The sequence below is a fragment of the Paenibacillus sp. sgz302115 genome (assembly GCF_056120445.1).
On the sequence record NZ_JBVYOK010000001.1, the window covers coordinates 564,319 to 586,239 of the forward strand.

The following is a 21,921-nucleotide window of genomic DNA, read 5'->3' on the forward strand; positions in this document are numbered from 1 at the left end:
ATTTTTTGAAACTGGAGAGTGCAATGACTAGATCATGCTAAACATATGACTTGAAAATGAAGGTTTGGCAAAGTGAAAGTATACTACAATGTGGAAATAACAGAGAGAGCTATATAATCTGTATAAAAAATAGACAGGAGTGCGGATTATGCAGTACAACAATCCCGTCATACCGGGTTTTCATCCTGATCCAAGTATTTGCCGTGTCGGTGATGATTACTATCTAGTCACAAGTTCTTTTGAATATTTCCCTGGAGTCCCTATCTTTCACAGCAAGGATCTGGTCCACTGGCGGCAGATCGGCCATTGCCTCACAACAGAGAAACAGCTTCCACTTTCGGGTGCATGGAGTTCTGGCGGAATCTATGCACCAACCCTCCGTTATCACAACGGCTGGTTTTACATGGTGACTACCAATGTAAGCGGAGGCGGGAATTTCTTTGTCAAGACACAGAACCCTAAGGGACCTTGGTCGGAACCGGTGAAGCTCGCGCAAGGTGGTATCGATCCTTCTCTGCTGTTTGATGACGACGGCCGCGTATATTTACAGTCTCCAACTACCGGAGCTGATGGCGATGGCATCTACCAATGCGAGATTGATATTGAAACCGGAGCCACACTGTCAGAGAAACGCTTGATTTGGAAAGGTACAGGAGGAGCTCATCCCGAAGGACCTCATTTGTACAAAATCAACGGACTATACTATTTGATGATTGCCGAAGGGGGAACCGAATATGGACATATGGAAACGATCGCAAGAAGCAAACATCCCTATGGGCCATTTGAAGCCTGTCCAAGCAATCCGATTCTCACGAATAGAAGTATGGGGAACGGCATATATGCAACAGGCCATGCGGATTTAATCGAAGCCCATGACGGAAGCTGGTGGGCTGTGTGCTTGGGGATAAGACCGGTATCTTACCCGATGGGACATCATTTGGGAAGAGAGGTTTTTCTGGCGCCAGTGAGCTGGACACCTGATGGATGGCCTATTGTAGGCAATAATACGCATATTGAGCCGGTCATGGATGCTCCCAAGCTGCCTCAAGTGTCATGGCCAGCCAAGCCGCGCAGAGACGACTTCAATGATGTGAAGCTGGATATGATCTGGACATTCTTACGTAATCCTGCTGAGGGAAGCTGGTCACTAGCGGAACGTCCGGGATTTCTTGTCTTGCATGGACAAGCAGCAACATTAAATGAAGTGGGTTCTCCCACCTTTGTAGGCCGCCGCCTTTGTCACTTTTCCTGCAGAGTGGAGACTAAGCTGGAGTTCGATCCGAAGCACGATGGAGAAGAAGCGGGATTAACCATGTATATGGATGAGAAGCATCATTACGACCTGGCAGTAAAATCCGTTCAAGGCCGCAGGAAGCTGATCTTCCGCCGGACAGTCGGTTCAATGCAGACGGTGGAAACCCGCGATTGTCCTGAAGGGCCGATTGTGCTTCAATTCCAGGCTCTGCCCGAGAAATTTGTGGCATCTGTCCATACCTCACAACAGGATACAATAGAAATAGGCTGGGGTGAAACCCATCTTCTCTCCACCGAAGTCGCGGGCGGCTTTGTTGGAGTAATGGCAGCCATGTATGCAATCTCTGAAGCGCCGGACCCTGCTCCTGCGTCATTTGACTGGTTCGATTATGAGGTGACTGAATAATGCTTCCTTATCGGAACCCGGATCTGCCGCTGGCAGAGAGGGTTGATGACCTCATTCTGCGCCTTAGCCGCGAGGAAAAAATCGAACTGATGTGCCAGTACCAGGCGGATATTCCGCGTCTTGGAATACACAAGTACAAGCACGGCACGGAGGGAGCGCACGGGGTAGCCTGGCTAGGAGAAGCAACCGTTTTTCCACAGAACATAGGTCTTGCCTGCACTTGGAATCCCGAATTGCTCAACAAAATCGGCTCCGCTATAGGCGAGGAGGCCAGGGTGTACTATCAGCGCAACCCCACCGTTAATGGTCTAACGATTTGGGCACCAACAGTAGACATGGAGCGGGACCCAAGATGGGGCCGTACCGAAGAAGCGTATGGAGAAGATCCTTATTTAACGGGAAAACTGACAACCAGCCTGGTCCAAGGTCTTCAGGGAAACGACCCTTTCTATTACAAGGCAGTCGCAACGTTAAAGCATTTTTATGCCAACAACAATGAAGAGAACCGTGGCAGTGCATCAGTCAGCATCGACCCGCGCAATAAACGCGAATATTATTTAAAGGCATTTGAACCAGCGGTCCGGGAGGGCCGCGCCGGTTCCATAATGACTGCTTACAACGGAGTTAACGGAACTCCATGCAACCTTAATTCTGAAGTGAACGATATCGTCAAAGGCGAGTGGGGCATGGACGGCTTTGTTGTTGGCGATGCCGGGGACATTCTGGGAACGGTGACTGATCATCATTACACTGATTCTTATGCAAAAGCCGTAGCGGGGTCGATCAAAGCTGGTATTGATAGCATAACGGATGATCAGCCGCTATCCTTTCAAGCGCTGCGTGATGCACTATATCAAGGACTTCTGACGGATGATGACCTCAACCAGGCGCTGCGTAATACGTTTCGCGTACGGTTTCGGCTGGGCGAATTTGATCCTGCAGAGCGGAATCCTTACAGCCACGTTCCAGAGGAGAAATTGTGTTCTCCGGAGCACAAGGCTTTGTCACTTGAAGCAGCCAAAGAATCCATTGTCCTGCTGAAAAATGATGGTGTGTTGCCGCTAAGGCCAAAAATGTGTTCTGTTGCGGTAATCGGACCTTTGGCTAATGAGGCTTTCACTGATGCTTATAGCGGAACGCCGCCTTACCGCATTACCCCGCTCCAAGGGATTAGAGAAAAAATACAGGACCTTCCGGTTGGATATACAACAGGTGTGGATCAAATTCGCTTACGCTCAGTTACCAGCGGGAAATATGTGTGCATACGGGATCACGAGAATATTCCCGCTGTATTAGCGGCAGATTGCAGCACCGCAGCTGAGGCGGCAGTGTTTGAGTACAATGACTGGGGCTTCGGAAGCTTCACATTACGGGCAATGGACAGTAATAAATATGTAACGGAAAGTGAAAATGGTTTTATGACTGCTACCGCAGAAGCAGTGGAAGGCTGGTACGTCAAGGAAACGCTCAGGTTCGAAGTGCTGGAAAATGGCCGCATCACGATAAAATCATGGGATAACAAACCTGTTGTCCTAAGTGAACTTGGGCTTTTAAAAGTAAATGAAGATGACGGCATCGGCGAATTTGTCCTTGAGATCGTGCACCACGGGATTGAAGAGGCCATGCACTTGGCAAAAGAAGCAGAGACGGCAATTGTATTTGTCGGCAACAACCCCTATATCAATGGAAAAGAGACAGTCGACCGGGCAAATCTCATACTGCCTCCTGCTCAACATGCACTTATTCAGGCAGTCCGGGCTGTAAATCCAAAGACCATTGTCGTAATCGTTGGCAGCTATCCCTTTGCGATAAATTGGGTAAACGGGCATGTCCCAGCAATCGTATTTACATCGCATGCCGGTCAAGAGCTCGGCCATGCCGTAGCCGATGTGCTTTTTGGTGATTACAATCCTGCCGGCAGGTTAAACATGACCTGGTACAGCTCGGTGAATCAACTGCCGGATCTTATGAATTACGACATTATAAAGGGAAAGCGCACCTATCAGTATTTCGATGGAGAAGTGCTGTACCCGTTCGGTCATGGTCTTAGCTATACAACCTTTGAATACGGTGAGCTGTCACTCGACCGCGTGGCTGTCAACGAAAATGCAACGTTCTCAGTTTCTGTCAATGTTGGCAATACCGGAAGCAGACCTGGTGACGAAGTCGTTCAGCTCTATATTCGAGCCGATAGCTCGCGTGTCCCACGTCCACTACAAACGCTGATAGGTTTCGAGCGGGTGTATTTGCACCCGGGAGAATCCAAAACCATTTTATTCACATTTAAGACGGAGGAACTGGCATTCTGGGACGTAACCCGTGAACGGTTTTGTGTGGAGAAGGGAATGTACACGCTCATGGCCGGGCCATCTTCTTCCAACATCACTTCTATGGCTTCACTGTACGTAGAAGGAGAGAAGATCCCTGCACGCTCACTTGGGGAATCGGTTAAAGCGGTTAACTATGATGATTATGACAAGGTTTACATTGATGAATGCCGCGAAGGAGGAGAGAGCATTCGCCCTGTTGAAGACTGCGGCTGGATTGCTTTCCATGACGTAGCTCTAAGCGAATGGCCGGTAAAGTTCACCGCCAGGGTTACGGGTAATATCCGGGGAGGGGAGATCACCTTAACGCTTAATTCCCCTGAAGGTGATTTCGTTCTTGTCTGTCCCGTACTGCCTACTGGCGGAACTCAAGCTTGGACGACTGTGGAATGTGAGGTTCCATCTGGGCTTGTCCCAATAGAACGATATAAGGTTTACCTGCACCTCAAGGGCGATGTACAGATCAGCACTTTTTGTCTGAAATGACTTTTGGCAAACAGAGAAATGCCGGCAGAAGCATCGGTTATTGCATTTTACGAAATGCTTTCGGCGTCACACCATAGCTTTTTTTGAATTGGCGGGTGAGGTAATTGCTGTCGTTAAATCCGCACTCGTATGAAATGTCTGTAATGGAGCGGTTCGTTTGCTTTAGCAATGTGCAAGCCCGCTCCAAACGCAGCCGGTGAAGATATGCAATCGGCGTTGTTTGATAATATGCCTGGAAAATCCGGTTCAAATGTCTGACGGAAATATCCGATTTGGCCGCAATCTCCTCAAGCGTCACTTGGTCCAGATAGTGGTCCTCAATGTAAGAAATTGCACTGGCCAGATGCATCAGACTATTGTCTACCCCTGTCTCCTGATGGTCATATTGCCTGGACAAATAAACGACAAGCTCCATAAACCGTGATACGAGCATGGTTTGATAGCCTTGCTGCTTGGTCTCATATTCCTTAATCATGACTGAAACTAACGCCGAGACATATTCAAGGCTTGCAATCGACATGTTCAATTTGCTTTGATATGGATTAATGCTGCGGTAGAACGGCTCCAGAATGAAGAGCGCCTGATAACCGTTCAAGGACCGCAGATCCGGCCCGGCTGACTTCAACATCTCAGGCTTGTACATTACGTTGCAAATTTTGAAATCATGTGGTGCCTTGTAAGCATGAGGAGTTCCGCCGTTCAGAACAAATGCATTCCCTTTCTTGATAAAAGATTCTTCATTATTGACGACATGTGTAGCATGACCATTCAGTACGATGACCAATTCGGAGAAATCCACATGCTGGTGAAGCGATATCTCCTCCTCATGTCCTCCATATTGAATAAAAAAGGGGAATTTCTCATCGGTCGTAAACCAGTTTAGATATACATTACTCAAAATATTCCCACCCAGTCCGTTGTTGTCTATGTCCATATTATGCTGTTTTATGACTTGATAATCAAGGTTTGCAGCAGGAGTAAAAGATAAAATTAATAACGAAAACAGTCACTCTTAACACTATAAGGGGGAAATGATGACCATGATTCAGAAATTGCCGAAGAAATGCGGAATAGCGCTGTTAGCAAGTATGCTGCTCCTATCGGCGGGCTGCAGCAGCACAAAAAACAACACTGCCAATAATGTAAATGACAGTAGCAGCAGCGATGATACCAGCCCAATTACGTTTTCATTTTTTGGAGCTGACGCTAATCCGAACTGGAACAACATGCAGGATGATGTAGGGAAAGAAATTATCGCCAAAACCGGGGTTACTCTTGATGCCGAATTTGATGTAGGAAGCGGCGGCGGACAGGACAAAATCTCTTTAATGGCGGCCAGCGGACAATTTCCCGATATCATCTACGCCAAAGGAGAGCTTGGCAAGCTGGTGGATGCAGGCGGGATTATCGATTTGACCGATCTTATCGATAAATATGCTCCAAATATTAAAAAGGTTATGAGCAAGAGTATGAACCGCATGAAATACAGCAAGGAAGATCAAGCCATTTATTCAATTCCAACCAATGTCGGGGTAGATGAACAGGTTTTTGATGCAACGGGCGGATTTGAAATTCAGCTTAGAGTTCTCAAGGAACTTGGTTATCCGAAAATTGAAACAGTTCAGGATTATGAAAGCGCCCTCAAAAAATATGTGGCCAAACACCCGACAACGGACGGACAGCCTACGATTCCGCTGTTGTTAAATGCGGATGGCTGGAAGAGTATGATTACCGTAACCAATCAAGCCGCGGCGACTACAGGTGGGGCAGGTGACGGTGAATACTATGTGGTTCCGGAAACTTATCAAACGATGCTTCATTACAAACGTCCGGAAGAAAAAGATTACTTCCGCTGGCTGAATCATATGTATAATGAAGGTTTGCTGGATAAGGATTCCTTTGTGCAAAAGGATGATCAGTATAAATCGAAAATCTCCAGCGGACGCGTGCTCGGCCTTACCTCTGTAGAATGGGAATACCAGGACGCCGAGAATGCTCTGAAGTCAGCCGGCAAAGACGAATATACGTACGCTCATTTGCCTGTTACAATGGGTAAGCAATTCAAAGATAATTCCATGCAGGCCATCGGTGTTGACGGGTATGGCATTAGCATCTCGACATCCTGCAAAGACCCAGTCCGTGCTATCAAATTTATCGACTGGCTGTCCTCAGATGAAGGACAGGTTCTGCGAAATTGGGGAATCGAAGGCAAGCAGTATAATGTTGAGAATGGAAAGCGCGTAATCCCGGATGAGATCCGTAACCAAAAAGTCAATGATGCAGCTAACTTCGCGAAACAAACAGGCATCGGTTTGTACTCGATCTTTGGAGTCCGTTACGGAGACGGGGTCAAGGATTCAACTGACAATTACTATACCACCAACTTCCCGGAACAAATCATCGCCAGCTACTCGAATGCCGAGAAGGAAGCTTTAGCGGCTTATAAGGCGAAGACATGGAAGGATCTGTTCCCGGCTGCGGATGAATTCCCAGTCAAAGAATGGGGGGCACTGTATAATATGCAGGTTCCGACGGATGGGGATTATCAGGTCATCTACCAGAAGACGCAGGACATCGTTCACAAACGCATTCCGGAAGCCATTCTCGCTAAGCCTGCAGACTTCGACAAGCTATATGATGCATTCCTCAAAGAAATGAACGACGTTGGAGCAGAGAAAATGGAGAAGGAATATACCGAGCTGGTAAAAGCAAGAGTTTCACTTTTTACAGGCAAGGATGTTAAATAATACAAGCAAGCATAAGAAAGGCCCTTACCAGCTTGGTGAGGGTCTTTCTGTATGTACTAAATGGGTTGTTTTTTTACAATATTAATATAATTTTCGAGCCATTGTATCGTTACAGTTTCACGTAAAATAGCACCATCTAACACAAGATAATCACCAAAATTATCACTGTCAAGCGGAGGCATGCTGTCATAACGTTCTTTATTTTTGCGTAAATGTGCTAGCCTGTCCTGATGTTGAAGCAGTTGATGCTCTAGCAGGTGTAATCGGGTAGCTGCATCCAAGTTATTCGAAAAATACATTCTCAGTCTAAACACGTCTTTAGGAGTGGGCTCGATAGGTTCTGTTTTTTTCAACCATTGCAAAAAATCCTTCTTACCCTTCTCCGTAATGGAATACAGCTTTTTTTCTAATACTTCCCCGCTAATTTGAATCTCGTAAACGATTAGACCCTCGTCAAGCAGCTTCTTTAATTCCGGATAGATCTGACTGTGCTTTGCATTCCAAAATTCACCCAGATCTTTACTGAACTCTTTACCTATATCATAACCAGTCATTGATTCTTTATTTAGCAAACCTAAAATGGCGTATTTTAAAGTTCTCATATGGCTCTCTTCCTACGGATGATCTTCGTTTTTGTGTTTAGTATAACATATTTAGCCAGTCAACAATAAAATTGCGTAGAAGAAAGAAAACATGTTTTATGAAACATATAAATATGTACATGTTTATATTGATATATTTAAAGCCTCATGCTAATATTAAATCGAATTACGATGTGAATGATTTCACAATATAAGGAGATGAGAATTGAAGTGGAATTTACAAAAAAGAGATGGATTATCCTGATTGCGAGCTGCTTTATTAACCTGTGTATTGGATCAATCTATGCTTGGAGTGTATTTGCTGCCCCAATGGCAGAATATCTGAGCAGCATTACAGGACTTCACCTAACACCGGGTGATTTGGCTATTGCATTTACAATTACCAATTCAGTAGGGCCTATCACAATGATTTCAGGTGGCTGGGTTAATGATAGGTTCGGACCAAAGAAAGTGATCTTTGTAGGGGGCCTATTATTTGGGGGCGGTATGATTTTATCAGGGTTCGCAACATCTGTAGGCTTCCTGGTATTTGCTTATGGCATCGTACTCGGCCTTGGAACAGGAATGGTCTACGGATGCACAATTAGCAACTCGATTAAGTTTTTCCCTGACAAACGCGGATTAGTTGGCGGTGTAACAACGGCTGCTTATGGGTTAAGCTCAGTGATTATACCTCCCATTGCCAATGGTATAATCAGTCACTCTGGTGTAACGGCAGCATTCAAAATAATCGGTATAGCCTTCCTTATTATTGTATGTGCCGCTTCATTCTTCATTGAGAAATGCCCATCTGATTTTGTCCCGGCAGGATGGACACCAAAGGCTGTCAATGTTGGCCGTTCGTTAAAAAACGACAAAGACTGGAAAGGCATGCTTGCAAGTCCACTATTTTATGTAATGATCTTGCTATTGATCAGTGGAGCTTTTGCCGGACTAATGTGTACATCTCAAGCTTCACCTATAGCTCAAAAAATGGTTGGCCTGTCTGCGGCAGCCGCTACGACAGTTGTTTCTGTACTTGCTCTGTTTAACACTGGCGGACGAATTCTTGCAGGCTATATTTCAGACAAAATTGGCCGAATCAATACCCTGGCTTTTGCTTCTCTCTTTTCGGTAGTAGGACTCACATTGCTTTATTTTTCAGGTGAAAGTAGTGTTGCGACATTTTATATCGGTATTTCCGTTATCGGTTTAAGCTTTGGCGCACTGATGGGGGTATTTCCCGGATTTACTGCGGATCAGTTTGGTGCAAAAAATAACAGTGTGAATTATGGAATTATGTTTATTGGATTTGCATTAGCAGGATATTTCGGGCCGTCCATTATGAAGAATGTATACAGTACAGACAGTAGTTATCAGAGAGCTTTTGTCATTGCCGCCATTTTTGGCATAACCGGATTTATTCTAACATTTGTATACAAGCGGGCTGTCAAGTATCAGGAGAGAGCTGCGAATAAGAATCAGAAAGCTATCATTTAAACGTAAGAAAGAAACATCTACAGAGAAGGAGAATGAAATCATGCAAAGAAAATATCCAAACCTATGCAAACCCATCACCATTGGAAATGTAACCTTCAGAAATAGAATGTTTGGCTCACCTATGGGAGGTACAGACATTACAGCAGACTGCACGATTGGCCCCAAATCTACAGCATTTTACGAATTACGGGCAAAAGGCGGTGCTGCCTCAGTTACAGTCAGTGAAGTTGTGGTTCATCCCGAAACAGAAGCCTCCCATATGTACCATCTAGATCTGCAGACAGTAGATTCTCTTGCAAGCTTTACCTACACAGCAGATGCTATTCGGCGTCATGGTGCAATTGCCAGTGTGGAATTGTCTCATTCCGGGCAATATGCAGGAACATATCTGACTGATAAAAATAAGAAGCAAGGACTTGCTCAATGGGGACCAAGTCCCGGAGTCCGTCCTGACGGCAGAGAAGTAAAAGAGCTTACACAAGAACTAATTGCTGATATCGTAGTAGCGTATGGCAGATGCGCCGGACTTGCTAAGCGAGCAGGTTATGAAATGATCATGGTTCATGGCGGACATGGATGGTTGATTAACCAGTTCTTTTCGCCTTATTTCAACCGCAGAACAGACAAGTATGGCGGATCTTTGGAGAACAGGGTACGTTTTGCACAGGAGGTTCTGGATAGCGTCCGTGAAGCTGTGGGTCCCGGCTTTCCCATAGAGTTTAGAATGAGTGGTTCGGAGTTGTTTGAAGGCGGCTATGATCTGACAGAAGGCATTGAAATTGCCAAATTAATCGAATCAAGAGTCGACTTGCTTCATGTATCTGCCGGAACCTACCAGACAGGCTTTGGAATCACGCACCCTTCGATGTTCCTGCCTCATGGAAGCAATGTTTATCTCGCAGCAGAAATCAAGAAGCATGTAAGTGTTCCGGTTGCAACGGTTGGCGGATTAAATGACCCGGCTCAAATGGAAGAAATCATTGCCAGCGGTCAGGCGGATGTTGTTGAAATGGCCCGCGCACTGTTGGCCGATCCAGAGCTTCCAAGAAAGGTAATGAGCAACCGTGACGAGGATATTATTAAGTGTCTGAGATGCTTCACCTGTATGGCGGAACGTGCGGAGACATCGACAAGACGCTGTACGGTTAACCCATTGATCGGCCGTGAAATGGATGGGACAGAAATATATCCTTCTCCTAATCCGCGTAAGGTTTTAGTAGCAGGCGGAGGCCCAGGCGGACTTTATGCAGCTCTTACTGCAGCTAAACGCGGGCATAAAGTCATTCTATGTGAGAAGTCTGACGAGGTAGGCGGTATTTTGAGGGGAGAACAGGCGATTCCGTTTAAGTACGAAATGTATGAGTTAGGTGTGACTCTTGGAAAATTAGCCAAAGACTCCGGTGTTGAGATTCGCTTGAATACATCTGTCACTAAAGAGTATGCAGAGAAAGAAAATGCTGATGCATTAATTATAGCTGTCGGTTCGGCAGCAATTGTTCCTCCAATTCCAGGACTTGACGGTGATAACGTTGTTGTTGTTAATGACTATTATCTGGAGAAGGATAGGGTTAGCGATAGCGTAGTCGTATTGGGAGGCGGTCTGGCAGGCTGTGAAGCAGCCATTCATCTTGCCCAGGAAGGCAAATCTGTACATCTGGTAGAGATGAGGACGGAACTGGCTCCAGATGCAAATATTAGACATCGTCCAATTATGCTAAAAGAAATCGAAAAGAATAACATTCAGGTTCATTTAGGATTTAAAGGGCTACGTGTTAAGCAGGAAGGTGTTGTTTGCGCTGATCCAAATGGTGAAGAGCATCTTGTTCCAGGCGGTTCAGTCATTTGCGCGCTTGGACAACGTCCAAGAAGAAAAGCAGTGGATGAGTTAATTGATTGTGCACCTTATGTTGCACAGATTGGAGATTGTGTTAAGGCATCTACGATCACAACTGCGATATATCAAGGATATCATGCTGCGCTTGATATCTGATTTTCACTAAGAGAGAGGAGCAATCCTCTCTTTTTTTTTACTTTGCTTTAAAGGAGTTCCGGTACTCATTCGGAGTGATCCCATATAGGAACTGGAACTTTTTATAGAAAAAGGTCAGGTTGTTGTAGCCGATTTCTCTGGAAATATCATCAATACTCTGATCAGACAACTGCAGCAGCAATGCAGCGTGTTTGAACCTTTGTTCCTGGACGATTGCTGAAAAGGTTTTTCCAGTCACTTTTTTAACGATTCTGCTCAAATGGGCCGGTGAAAATTGAAATTGCTTCGCGGTTTGTTCCAGCGTAATGTCCAAATAGTTCTCCTCCATATAAGCCAATAAATCGACTACGGATATGCTGGTATTTCTAACGCCTTCCCTTAGAAAAATCTCGTAGCTTTCACTTTCCAGAAGCCTGCTGAATAGAATCGTTAAATACGCTTTGATAATTTCGGGATTGGTGGGTTTACTGTCAAAAGCTTCACACAATATGTTCTGAATCGTTTGTTTGATTTGCCAATTGTTTTCCGTTCGAAATAATAGAAAATTCTTTTCTTTGGTTATATTGGTTATGATTGAAGCAATCGTTTTGCCTAGAATATTATCTCCCAGGATTTTAAACACGAACTGGTTGTCGAAAAATTCATTTTTCGCGAGGAAGTTGATTAAGATATCCTCTTGTCCCACTTTACTGATAGAATGCTCTACATTCTTGTTGAGGATGATAATATCCCCTGCACTTAATTTGAACTTTTCTCCCTGAATTTCCTGATAGAAGGTCCCGCTGTAAATGTAGTTCATTTCGAATAAATTGTGCGTGTGATTAAGCATTTTGGCGAAGCGGGTATGTCTTGAAATCACAAATATTTCATCTGCAACATTCAATTTCAGAACATTATTTTCCATGGTGTAGGTAGGAATCCACTCACTTGAAGAGGATGGCGAGAGGATCTTTTCTTTTATTGTTTCATCAGAGAGCTCTGAGTGTTGCAATTCTTTCTCCAAATCTGTTAATTCGAACAATAAAACATCTAATTCCTTATAGTTCATTAAATTCCCTCCCCTTGTGAATGTATCACTTTTGGTTAGTCAAAACAACAGCTACCGACATTGGTGAAAGGGTTTACATGATTTATTATAGCTCTATTGGATATCCAAAAAAGGTTTGGTCAGTTGGACAGTTATAAGGGGAAACGGTAACTTGAGCGGAGGGAAGATGATGAGCAAAGGTTTTGAGCAATATTATGAAAACGCTGTTAAAACACCCTTTAAGAAGAGGGAACTGGTTAGTTATACCATTGGAGGGCTCGGGGACTCTGTCCTCTCGGGATTAGTATCTACATTTTTTATGATATTCGCTACTTCCGTCATGAAAATATCTCCGATAACTATCGGGACTATTCTGCTGGTCACGAAGTTTATTGATGCTTTCTGCGATCCGGTTGTAGGTGTTCTGATGGATAATACAAGAACGAAGTATGGGAAGCTGAGACCGTATATCTTGTTTGGAGGGTTGTTTTGGGCGGCTATCACCGCATTGTTGTTTTTTAATCCCAATTTCTCTTCACATGCCTTACAGATTACCTATGTTGCACTTATTTATACACTCTGGGGTATTGGTTTTTCACTTTTCGATGTCCCTTACTGGAGCATGTCGGCGATTATCTCCACAGATCCTCAGAAACGCAATTCCATTGTCAGCTTAACGAGATCTGCTACGACGCTCGGATCGCTCTTGGTCTCGTTAACAGGAGGGCTTCTAGTATCCTACTTTGCACGTTTGCCTCACAGTGGGCAAGGGTATTCGTATCTGGGCTGGCTGTTCTCTTTGCTTGCGGCTATTAGCTTTATCACCCTGTTTATTGTGTCGAAAGAAAGAGTGAAGCCCAGAACCGAGAAGACCAGCTTTAAGAGCATCGTTAACATATTGAAAATAAACAAACCGTTGCAGGCGTATATTGTCAGTCAATTTTTCCAGGTATTAACGATGGTTGTTACGATGTTGACCAGTTACTATGCGATTTATAATCTCGGCAGTATCGCACTGCTATCGTTTATTATGGTGCCTACAATGATCGGATTTTTATTGACGCCTGTGGTTATTCCGAAATTGCTTAAAGTAGTCAGAACGCCGCATTTATTGCTTTATAGCGGAATTGTTTCAGTAATAACAGGAGCAATTTATTATATTGTGGGTTATCAAAATTTAACCTTTGTTTTCATCATTTCTATATTCGCAGGTTTTTTCATCTCGATGAGTATGAGTCTATCCACAATATATGTCGTTGATTCAATAGACTATGCAGAATGGAAGACCGGCTACCGGGCAGAAGGCTTAATGTTCTCGATTCAATCACTGACAGCAAAGATTATGTCTGCAGTAGGCTCATTTGTCACCGGTATCCTGCTGACCGCCATTCAGTTTAATACGGATGCCGTCACGCAGTCAGCATTTACTCTCAAAGGCCTGTTTTTCATTACTGCTTTTGGGGCCGGGATCAGTTCCATTCTGGGCTCCATCCCACTTTTATTATGCAAATTCAAAGGACAGGAGAGAGATAGGATACTATCCGAATTGCAGGAAGCAAGAGTAAGTAAACTACAGTAAGGAGACAAAGACATGAAGGTAACAGATGTAAGAATGAACGGAATCAAGAATCCGGTTGGCTTCGCATATCCAATGCTAAAGTGCTCGTGGAAGGTTAAGGATACCCAGTCAAAGCGGCAAAAGAGAGCAAAAATAGAAGTGAGCTTAACTGAGGATTTTGCAAATGTTCTATATATCAAAGAAAACGAAAATTTGGATTCTACAGGAGAAGCAATCCTAATGGATTGTCAGCCTAAGACGAAGTACTATTATCGCATTGAAGTCGAAACAGAAGAAGGGGAGGTTGCTACAAGCGGCACAGCCTCCTTTGAGACAGGCAAAATGAATGAACAATGGAGTGCCAGTTGGATTGGTACCCAGGAAGGAGATCATTTCCATCCACTGTTCAAGAAAGATTTCTCTATAGAGAATCCCGTTAAAAGTGCCCGCCTGTACATTAGCGGATTGGGTCTATATGAAGTTTCAATTAATAAAATGAAAGCAGGGGACGAGTATCTCGCCCCTCTGTATAGTGATTATCACAGTGAATATCAGTATCAGACCTATGATATTACCGGTATGCTGTCCAGTAACAATACGGTGGAGATTATGCTCGGGAACGGCTGGTATAAAGGACGCTTTGGACTAGGCGATTTGAAAGAGAATTTCGGAAGTGAATTTGCTTGCATTGCCGAGCTTCATATTACGTACCAGAATGATGAAGTCCAGGTGATACACACGGATAAAACTTGGCATTACCTCGGTTCTGATATTGAACTAAGCGATATCTATGATGGAGAAATTATCAACCGCATGCTATGGTCCGGGCAAGCCAATCCAGAAAAAGAAGTCCGTATTGCCGATCTGGACAAAGCTAAGCTGATCAGCAGATACAGCCTGCCCGTTAAAGTAAAAGAAGTAAGAGCTGTTCAGGAAATTATAGTTACACCTGCGGGAGAGACGGTACTGGACATGGGGCAGAACCTCTCCGGGTTTATTGAATTCCGCAATACGTCCCCAATAGGAACAAAGCTAATCTTTGATTTTGGAGAAATACTGCAGGACAGGAACTTCTACAATGATAATTACCGTTCAGCCAAATCCCAATTTATTTATGTATCGGATGGTACAGAAGAAGTCGTAAGACCCCATTTTACCTTCTTTGGATTCCGGTATGTCCGGGTCACAGGCTGGATTGGAAATGTAGCTAAGGATGATATTGTTGCTAAAGTTCTATACTCTGATTTGGATCAAAGCGGATATATTGAAACTTCAAATGAAAAGATCAACAGGCTTTTTCAAAACTGTCTATGGGGTCAAAAGTCAAACTTCATTGATTTTCCTACGGATTGCCCGCAAAGGGATGAACGTCTGGCCTGGACTGGAGATGCGCAAGTATTTGCAGGAACCGCGTCATATAACATGGATACAAGGGCATTTTACAATAAATTTGTGCATGATTTAAGAACTGAACAAATGAAACATAATGGAATCATTTCGGCGTTTATTCCAGTGTTCGGTGAGCCAATTGCAACTAGCGTTTGGGGCGACATTGGAACATTTTTACCGATGGTGCTCTACAGCCATTACGGAGACAAGGATGTTCTGGAACAAAACTATCCTATGATGAAAGACTGGGTTGATTATATAACAAGAGAAGATCAGAAGCGGGGCCAGCAATACCTGTACAATTTCGGCTCCCATATCGGAGACTGGTTAGCACAAGACGGGAGATCACCGCAGAGCTTCAAAGGCGGTACTGACGACAGCTTTATCAGCTCCTGCTACTATTATGAATCTATTAAAATGGTCGCTAAGGCTGCTAACATACTGGGAAAAGAAGCAGATGAAAAAAAATACGTAGAATTGTCGGAGAAAGTGTTAGAGGCCATTCTTCATGAGTACTTTACGACTTCAGGCAGATTAAGTATAGACACTCAGACCGGTTACCTGGTTGCCTTTAATTTTGGCATATATGTAGATAAAGATAAGTTGATGGAAGGTCTTCGTGAAAGATTCTATAAGGATTGCAACAGATTAACCGGCGGTTTTGTAGGGGCACCTATTATGTGCAAGGTTCTGGCCGAAAATGGCATGGAGGAGGAAGCCTTAGACTTTTTGCTGCAAGAAGAGTATCCAAGCTGGCTTTATTGTGTGAATTTGGGCGCCACCACCATTTGGGAGCGGTGGAACTCGGTACTCGCAGACGGCAGCATGAGCGGTACCGTTATGAACTCATTAAATCATTATGCATACGGTTCGGTTGTTGAATACCTCTACAGGGATCTTGGAGGAATCAGGCCTCTGGAAGCCGGATTCAAGAAGGTGTTGTTCGCTCCGCAGATCACCGGAAAGTTTCAATACTTTTCAGCAGAGTATGATTCCGTTAGCGGAAAGTATGGATCACAGTGGAGGCTTAATGCGGACGGCAGTGTATGGGCTAGATTTGAAGTTCCTTTCTCCCGGACCGCCGAAGTACAGCTTCCCGAATATGATGGAGAGACGATTTTTTTGGAAGCAGGAATTCATGAATTTACCTACTATCCATTGAAGGATTTTAGAAATTTATTCTCCATGAATACGCGCCTGTCCGAATTGGCCAAACATGATAAAGCGCTAGAAGTCTTAAAGAAAAGAATTCCTATGGCGGTTGAATTTATTTCACTTGGAGATATAGACGGGCTGTCACATTCATTAAATACGCTGAAGAAGATGGATTTCTTTGGCATCAGGGAAGAGGATATCGAGGCGGCAGCCGAAGAAATTTTAGTGCTGAAGCAATAGGAGGAGAACATGGACTATTACACCTCGCAAAAAATTTCAGAACATGTAACGCAAATTACAAGCCTAACGAATGAATTTTTGTATCTGATTGAAGGAGAGCGGGAGGCCGCATTAATTGACACCTGTTTGGGGATCGGAAACCTGAAAGCATTTGTTGAGAAATTAACCAAAAAACCGTTAACGGTTATTCTCACACACGGGCATGTGGATCATGCGATGGGGGCTCCTGAATTTGACCTGGTCTATATGAGTTCAAAGGATATCCAGGTATTCATGGAACATAAAGATTTGGAAGTCAGAAAAGAATACATCTCAATGGCCCTTGGGGACAGGACGCCTAAGCTTGAAGACAACGATTTCGTTATGGTCATGAATCCCAATTTCAAAGAGCTGCAGGAGGGAGATAGCTTTGATTTAGGGGGGATTCACTTAGAGATATATGCGGCAGGAGGCCACACCCCGGGAACGATGGCTATCCTGATCGCAGAAGAACGGACATTGATCCTTGGGGATGCCTGTAACCATTCCACCTTCCTGTTCGATAAAAATTCCTACTCGGTGGAGAAGTATCAACAGTCTATGAAGCATTTGGATTTACAAACCAGAGGGAAATATGACCGTGTATACTTGTGCCATCATGAAGCCGTGGCTCCAGGTGAAATCCTTCAACAAATAATCATTCTTTGCAGTGAAATTATGAACAGAGAGACAGATGATATCCCATTTGAGTTCATGGGGCAAAAAAGCTATTTTGCAAAAGCAGTGGACAAAAACTTGAAGAGGTTAGATGGCGGGCTGGGCAACATTATTTATGATGCAAACAATATATATGAATGAACGTAGCCCAGGAATGACAACATAAGGGAGTAGTATACATCTCAATTTCCAGAGGAGGATATCTTTTATGGCTCACCAGAAGAGAAGGAACGAAGCTGCCTGGAAGTCACGAAAGCAAGCTCAGCATCCCCATGGTAAAATCAAACCGCTTAAGGAATTGTCCAGCGAATATGAAGAGAAGCATACTACTTGATAAGAAAGGGAAAGACTGCCCGGCGATATTGCCGGCAGTCTTTCTTAAAATAAGTATTAAGAATACACGCAGCTAAATCGTGTAAACTCTGCAGTGGAATCAGGGGCTTCTCCAGTGGCATACAGACCGATAAGTACACCTGTGAACCCTCCTGCTACTTCTGAGGAGAGATATCTCGTCTGGGCAGTTCCAAGCAAGGTCTCAGTACCTTCTATCTGCACGTAAAAGTGATATTGAGTAGGGGTAGCCCTAACAACCAATGTGGCATGATTGCAATTGCTCAGAGCTATAGCTTTTTCAACAGATTTAATTTCTCCGATATTAAGCCGTTCGATAACTTCGTATCCATCTTGATTCCCGCGCAGTGCCAAATCATAGTGGTGGTTTTCATCCATATAGAGCGTAATACCTGCTTCGCCGCTGTTCAGGCTGATTTCGCATGAAATGACCGCATTGAAGTCTTTTTGACGAATGCCTATGAATGTCGGGGATGCCGGAACATCCAGCGTCACTCCGGTTCCTGTAAGCTTCACCTTATCGGATTCTAACTGATAATGCTCGGCAACCGGATGGCGAAGATAACACCAGTCCAGATTCCAATCCGTGTTCTCAAACGTAAAGACCTTCTTTTCCTGTTGAAGGATTGTGTCTGCGATACGATCTGTCTCGAAACTCAAAAGGGTGGTGCCATTATGGCCTGCTGTAAACCAGCCGTCCTCTCCAAAGGTAACCGGGGCTAGAAACACTTCGCGTCCCAAGTGGTGATACGTAAGATACTGACCCGTTTGCCGGAATCCGAGATGGAAGAGCCACCAGTTCCCTTCGTCATCTTGAATCAAATCACCGTGGCCGACTCCCTGCAGCTCGTAACCGCCCAAATTACGATTAGTCAGTACAGGATTGTTCGCATAGGCTTCGAACGGGCCAGTAGCTGAATCTCCCCGGGCATAAGTAATCATATGGCCATATTCGGTTCCGCCTTCAGCAGCCATCAGGTAGTATCGTCCATTTATTTTATACATGTGAGGACTTTCCAAATAACGTCCGCCGGTTCCTTGCCATATTGAACGGCTAGGCGTCAGCTTGCGTCCGGTTTCAATTTCGAGTTCACATTGGACAATGCCGCTGGCTCCGAAATCGTCAGTCCCATTGCTCATGAAATACGTTTTGCCTTCTTCAAAATATAAATCCGGATCAATTCCCCCTTGATCGACATAAATGGGTTCAGACCATTCACCATAAATATCGTCAGTCCAGATATAGAAGTTCTGACGTGTAGTGTCATTTGTGGTTGTCATGTAGAACCGTCCATTATGGTGACGCAGGGTAGGAGCAAATACACCGCCGGAGCTGTCCACAGTTTCCAGTTGAACCTGGCTCTTTCGTGTCAGGCAATGACCGATTTGGGTCCAGTTGATCAGATCCTTGCTTTCGAAAATCGGAACGCCAGGGAAATACTGAAAGGAACTGCAAACCAGATAATAGGTATTATTAACTTTGCATACGCTGGGGTCAGGATAAAATCCTTTGACGACCGGATTATTGAATTTCATTTCTCCACCTCATTAATAAATTCATATATACAAGAATTCAGTATGATCTATAACTAACAAGAATTAAACACCATTGAATAAAAACTTTCAATGAAACAAGGTTGAAGTTTCATATTAATTTTATTAAATTAATATAAATGTGATTTCAATAAACATAGTCAGGAGTTAATGATTATGATCAAAGCAAACGGAGAACAAAAATTCATGCCGTTATATGAAGCATTGGCAAGTGAAGTCAGATGGAGAATTATGAGCCTCATTGCCGACAGAGAAATTAATGTAAAGGATATTGCGGCTAATTTAGAGCTTAGCCCTTCCATCGTTACCATGCACATCCATAAGCTTGAGCAAGCCGGATTAGTCGGGAGCCGCAGGGTTCGCCTGAAGGGAGGCACACATAAAATGTGCTTCCTCACAGAAAAACATATCGAGATCAAGCTGCCATCCGCCAGCCAAAGCAAGAGGATAAGAGAGCAGACGATTTCAGTCGGTCATTATACCGCTTTTGACATCCAGCCTACATGCGGGCTTGGCACCCGGGAAAAGGAAATCGGAATTTGGGACGATCCGCGCTACTTTCTCGATCCCGAGCGGGTTCACGCCGCCATTTTGTGGTTCGGGTTAGGATATGTAGAGTACAAGACGCCTAACTATCTGCTTCCTGATCAAGCTGCAGATGCCATCGAAATTTCGATGGAGATTGCCTCAGAAGCGCCCGGCTTGAGTGATCATTGGCCTTCGGATATTCAATTCATCTTTAACGGTGTTGTGCTTGGGACCTGGACAAGCCCGGCTGACTTTGGCAGGGCTGCGCGGGGCAAATATACGCCGAAATGGTGGCATAGAAATGTGAACCAGTATGGATTATTGAAGACGATCCGTATTGATTCCACTGGTACATTTATAGATGAGGAGCGGATGTCAGACGTGACCATCGCAGATATCAAGCTAGCGGAACAATTCTGGACACTTCGCTTCGCAGTTGACGAGAAGGCCGATAACATTGGAGGATTGACACTTTATGGAGCCGGCTTCGGCAACCATGACCAGGATATTGTAATCCGTGTCTTCCTTAGCGATGATGAAGTGAAATTGTAGAAAAGGGATAACTGCCGCTAATTATGGGCAGTATAAGCGTAATCTATCTTGTAAACCTTCTAAGACTTCTTTTGGCACTTCCCTAACCTTAATATCCCCACCCAGGAAAAGTAGCCAATTTATTATCTCGGTCAATTCTTCAGGCTTATCTACATTGATAAAAGTCTCAAGAATGGCTGTGGTTTGGTAAGGATTCGTATAGGAAATTGAAACTTTTAGTGGATGGTATTTTTTGAATTGGGCAATCGCTTTTGGACCAAGTTCAAGGACAAGATTGTTTACTTCTTCCTGCTTACTTAGTTTTTCTAAAATCATTTTCTTGCTTAGTCTTTTTTTCTCCCTGTAGGGCGTGACATCCGTGAGATGGTCCACAGGAAAAATCTGCTTCTTTTCTTCCTGTAAGTCAAAGCCTTCAATCAGCCAAAGACTTTTCTCACGATAAAGGTGTAAGAGATAGATTGGATAAGACTTGATTACCTTATCTTCTTTGGTGGTAATCAATAAATAGCTATCCGAAAGAAGGATTTGGATCAGTTTTTCCAGCATGGGATGGGGGAGGTCTGAAAGATCAAGCAGGTCGGGATTATAGGGGTTGGTCCCTTCAAAAAGCAAGATTTGATTCAAAAGAAAAAGGTCATCCTGCTGGTTGCTCGAGATGAGACCCAGTAATTTTTCAGTTAAAGACTGACGGCTCTTTAGATAGGGGAGCTGTTGATTTCTTGTGGCCATAAAGGCAATAAAAAGAGCTTTGACCTCATTATCGGTAAAGCGGACAACGGGAAGGACCGAGTTATGCATGACAGAATAGCCCCCATCCCTTCCAACCTCAGCGACTAGCGGCATGCCCATGGCCTCAATCTCTCTGATATCTCTAATCGCTGTCGAACGGGAGATGTTAAATTCCTGCATGATTTCAGAAATTGTAAAGTGGGCGCGGTTGTTGATATACCGCATGATGATATTAATCCGTTCAACTTTTTTCATCGGGGCTCCTAAACAGTATCATTTTTTGACATGATTCAAGATTATCATATACTCATCAAGTGAAGAAGACAAATCATTTGATAATCCACAAAAAAGGAAGGTTTTGAATATGGCAGAATATACCCTGGTAGAAAAAGAAGGCTTTACCGTTATAGGTTTAGGAACTGAGCTTAAGAGCGATTACACAGACTATGCTGGTATAAATAAGGAAAAGTCAGACTTTTGGCAGGACGTCAGCCAAGATGGAAGGCTCGATATTTTAAAAGCTATAGCCGCAAATGACTACATTTTTGCCGTGAACGAAGCGGTGAATGGCAAGATGATGCATTATGCCGGCGTCCTGGCAGAAGCAGCGGCGGCACCGGAAGAAGCCAGAGTCATTCAATTTCCTAAGGGAGAATACCTGGTTGTTAAAGGAGAAGCACAGACGGCTGATGAATTAAATAATAAGCTTGCCGGCATTGCCTTTGGTCAAGCCTTGCCGGAAGCAAAGAATGTTGCCTATGTTGGCGCGCCTAATACATCGGTGGAGATGGGCCAGCGGAACGGCTTAGTTTTTGGTGAAATGTGGATTCCTGTTGTACGGAAATAAAGAG

At 44.2% G+C, this 21,921-nt stretch carries 16 protein-coding genes; 11 read left to right on the plus strand and 5 right to left on the minus strand.

The genetic code is table 11. The annotated features are described in order from the left end of the window. Positions 1–148: 148 nt before the first annotated feature. Both AC0LWN_RS02570 and AC0LWN_RS02575 read left to right on the plus strand, forming a co-directional pair. Positions 149–1,660 carry a glycoside hydrolase family 43 protein gene (locus AC0LWN_RS02570; protein ID WP_474663067.1) on the plus strand — a complete coding sequence of 504 codons (1,512 nt, stop codon included), beginning with the start codon at positions 149–151 and terminating at the stop codon, positions 1,658–1,660. After that, positions 1,660–4,473: a glycoside hydrolase family 3 protein gene (locus AC0LWN_RS02575; RefSeq protein ID WP_474663068.1), complete on the plus strand. Its 2,814-nt coding sequence runs from the start codon at positions 1,660–1,662 to the stop codon at positions 4,471–4,473. Before AC0LWN_RS02570 ends, AC0LWN_RS02575 begins: the two co-directional genes overlap by 1 nt. Positions 4,474–4,510: 37 nt before the next feature. On the opposite strand, the gene AC0LWN_RS02580 is transcribed toward AC0LWN_RS02575, so the two are convergent. After that, positions 4,511–5,371, minus strand: a complete 861-nt coding sequence (locus tag AC0LWN_RS02580; protein ID WP_474663069.1) for a helix-turn-helix domain-containing protein — start codon at positions 5,369–5,371, stop codon at positions 4,511–4,513. Positions 5,372–5,507: 136 nt separating this feature from the next. Between AC0LWN_RS02580 and AC0LWN_RS02585 the strand changes: the two genes are divergently transcribed. After that, entirely contained in the window at positions 5,508–7,220 is a 1,713-nt protein-coding gene (locus AC0LWN_RS02585) for an ABC transporter substrate-binding protein (protein WP_474663570.1), read from the plus strand. A gap of 56 nt (positions 7,221–7,276) precedes the next feature. Here the strand turns inward: AC0LWN_RS02585 and AC0LWN_RS02590 are convergent, their stop codons facing one another. Further along, entirely contained in the window at positions 7,277–7,822 is a 546-nt protein-coding gene (locus AC0LWN_RS02590) for a PadR family transcriptional regulator (protein WP_474663070.1), read from the minus strand. Between the two features lie 210 nt (positions 7,823–8,032). On the opposite strand from AC0LWN_RS02590, the gene AC0LWN_RS02595 reads away from it, so the two are divergent. Beyond that, a complete protein-coding gene (locus AC0LWN_RS02595; RefSeq protein ID WP_474663071.1) occupies positions 8,033–9,301 on the plus strand; it encodes an L-lactate MFS transporter in 1,269 nt (422 codons plus the stop codon). A 40-nt stretch (positions 9,302–9,341) separates the two neighbouring features. Continuing rightward, the gene (locus tag AC0LWN_RS02600) at positions 9,342–11,291 is read left to right on the plus strand and encodes an oxidoreductase (protein ID WP_474663072.1); all 1,950 of its coding nucleotides are present in this window, start codon (positions 9,342–9,344) and stop codon (positions 11,289–11,291) included. A 37-nt stretch (positions 11,292–11,328) separates the two neighbouring features. Here AC0LWN_RS02600 and AC0LWN_RS02605 read toward each other — a convergent pair whose 3' ends face one another. After that, entirely contained in the window at positions 11,329–12,339 is a 1,011-nt protein-coding gene (locus tag AC0LWN_RS02605) for an AraC family transcriptional regulator (protein WP_474663073.1), read from the minus strand. A 166-nt stretch (positions 12,340–12,505) separates the two neighbouring features. On the opposite strand from AC0LWN_RS02605, the gene AC0LWN_RS02610 reads away from it, so the two are divergent. The 4 genes from AC0LWN_RS02610 to AC0LWN_RS02625 all read left to right on the plus strand — a co-directional run bounded on the left by AC0LWN_RS02610 (position 12,506) and on the right by AC0LWN_RS02625 (position 17,690). Next, the gene (locus AC0LWN_RS02610; RefSeq protein WP_474663074.1) at positions 12,506–13,897 is read left to right on the plus strand and encodes an MFS transporter; all 1,392 of its coding nucleotides are present in this window, start codon (positions 12,506–12,508) and stop codon (positions 13,895–13,897) included. Positions 13,898–13,909: 12 nt separating this feature from the next. Continuing rightward, on the plus strand, positions 13,910–16,660 hold the full coding sequence (locus AC0LWN_RS02615; protein WP_474663075.1) for an alpha-L-rhamnosidase: 2,751 nt from the start codon (positions 13,910–13,912) through the stop codon (positions 16,658–16,660). A 9-nt stretch (positions 16,661–16,669) separates the two neighbouring features. Next, positions 16,670–17,497: an MBL fold metallo-hydrolase gene (locus AC0LWN_RS02620; protein ID WP_474663076.1), complete on the plus strand. Its 828-nt coding sequence runs from the start codon at positions 16,670–16,672 to the stop codon at positions 17,495–17,497. Between the two features lie 67 nt (positions 17,498–17,564). Continuing rightward, entirely contained in the window at positions 17,565–17,690 is a 126-nt protein-coding gene (locus AC0LWN_RS02625) for a DUF6254 family protein (protein WP_458962228.1), read from the plus strand. A 56-nt stretch (positions 17,691–17,746) separates the two neighbouring features. Here AC0LWN_RS02625 and AC0LWN_RS02630 read toward each other — a convergent pair whose 3' ends face one another. Beyond that, positions 17,747–19,243 (minus strand): glycoside hydrolase family 43 protein, encoded by a 1,497-nt coding sequence (locus tag AC0LWN_RS02630; protein WP_474663077.1) that lies wholly within the window; start codon positions 19,241–19,243, stop codon positions 17,747–17,749. Between the two features lie 174 nt (positions 19,244–19,417). On the opposite strand from AC0LWN_RS02630, the gene AC0LWN_RS02635 reads away from it, so the two are divergent. Next, positions 19,418–20,341, plus strand: a complete 924-nt coding sequence (locus AC0LWN_RS02635; RefSeq protein WP_474663078.1) for an ArsR/SmtB family transcription factor — start codon at positions 19,418–19,420, stop codon at positions 20,339–20,341. A 21-nt stretch (positions 20,342–20,362) separates the two neighbouring features. On the opposite strand, the gene AC0LWN_RS02640 is transcribed toward AC0LWN_RS02635, so the two are convergent. After that, the gene (locus tag AC0LWN_RS02640) at positions 20,363–21,325 is read right to left on the minus strand and encodes a helix-turn-helix transcriptional regulator (RefSeq protein ID WP_474663079.1); all 963 of its coding nucleotides are present in this window, start codon (positions 21,323–21,325) and stop codon (positions 20,363–20,365) included. A gap of 109 nt (positions 21,326–21,434) precedes the next feature. Between AC0LWN_RS02640 and AC0LWN_RS02645 the strand changes: the two genes are divergently transcribed. Next, positions 21,435–21,917: a GyrI-like domain-containing protein gene (locus AC0LWN_RS02645; RefSeq protein ID WP_474663080.1), complete on the plus strand. Its 483-nt coding sequence runs from the start codon at positions 21,435–21,437 to the stop codon at positions 21,915–21,917. Positions 21,918–21,921 lie beyond the last annotated feature (4 nt).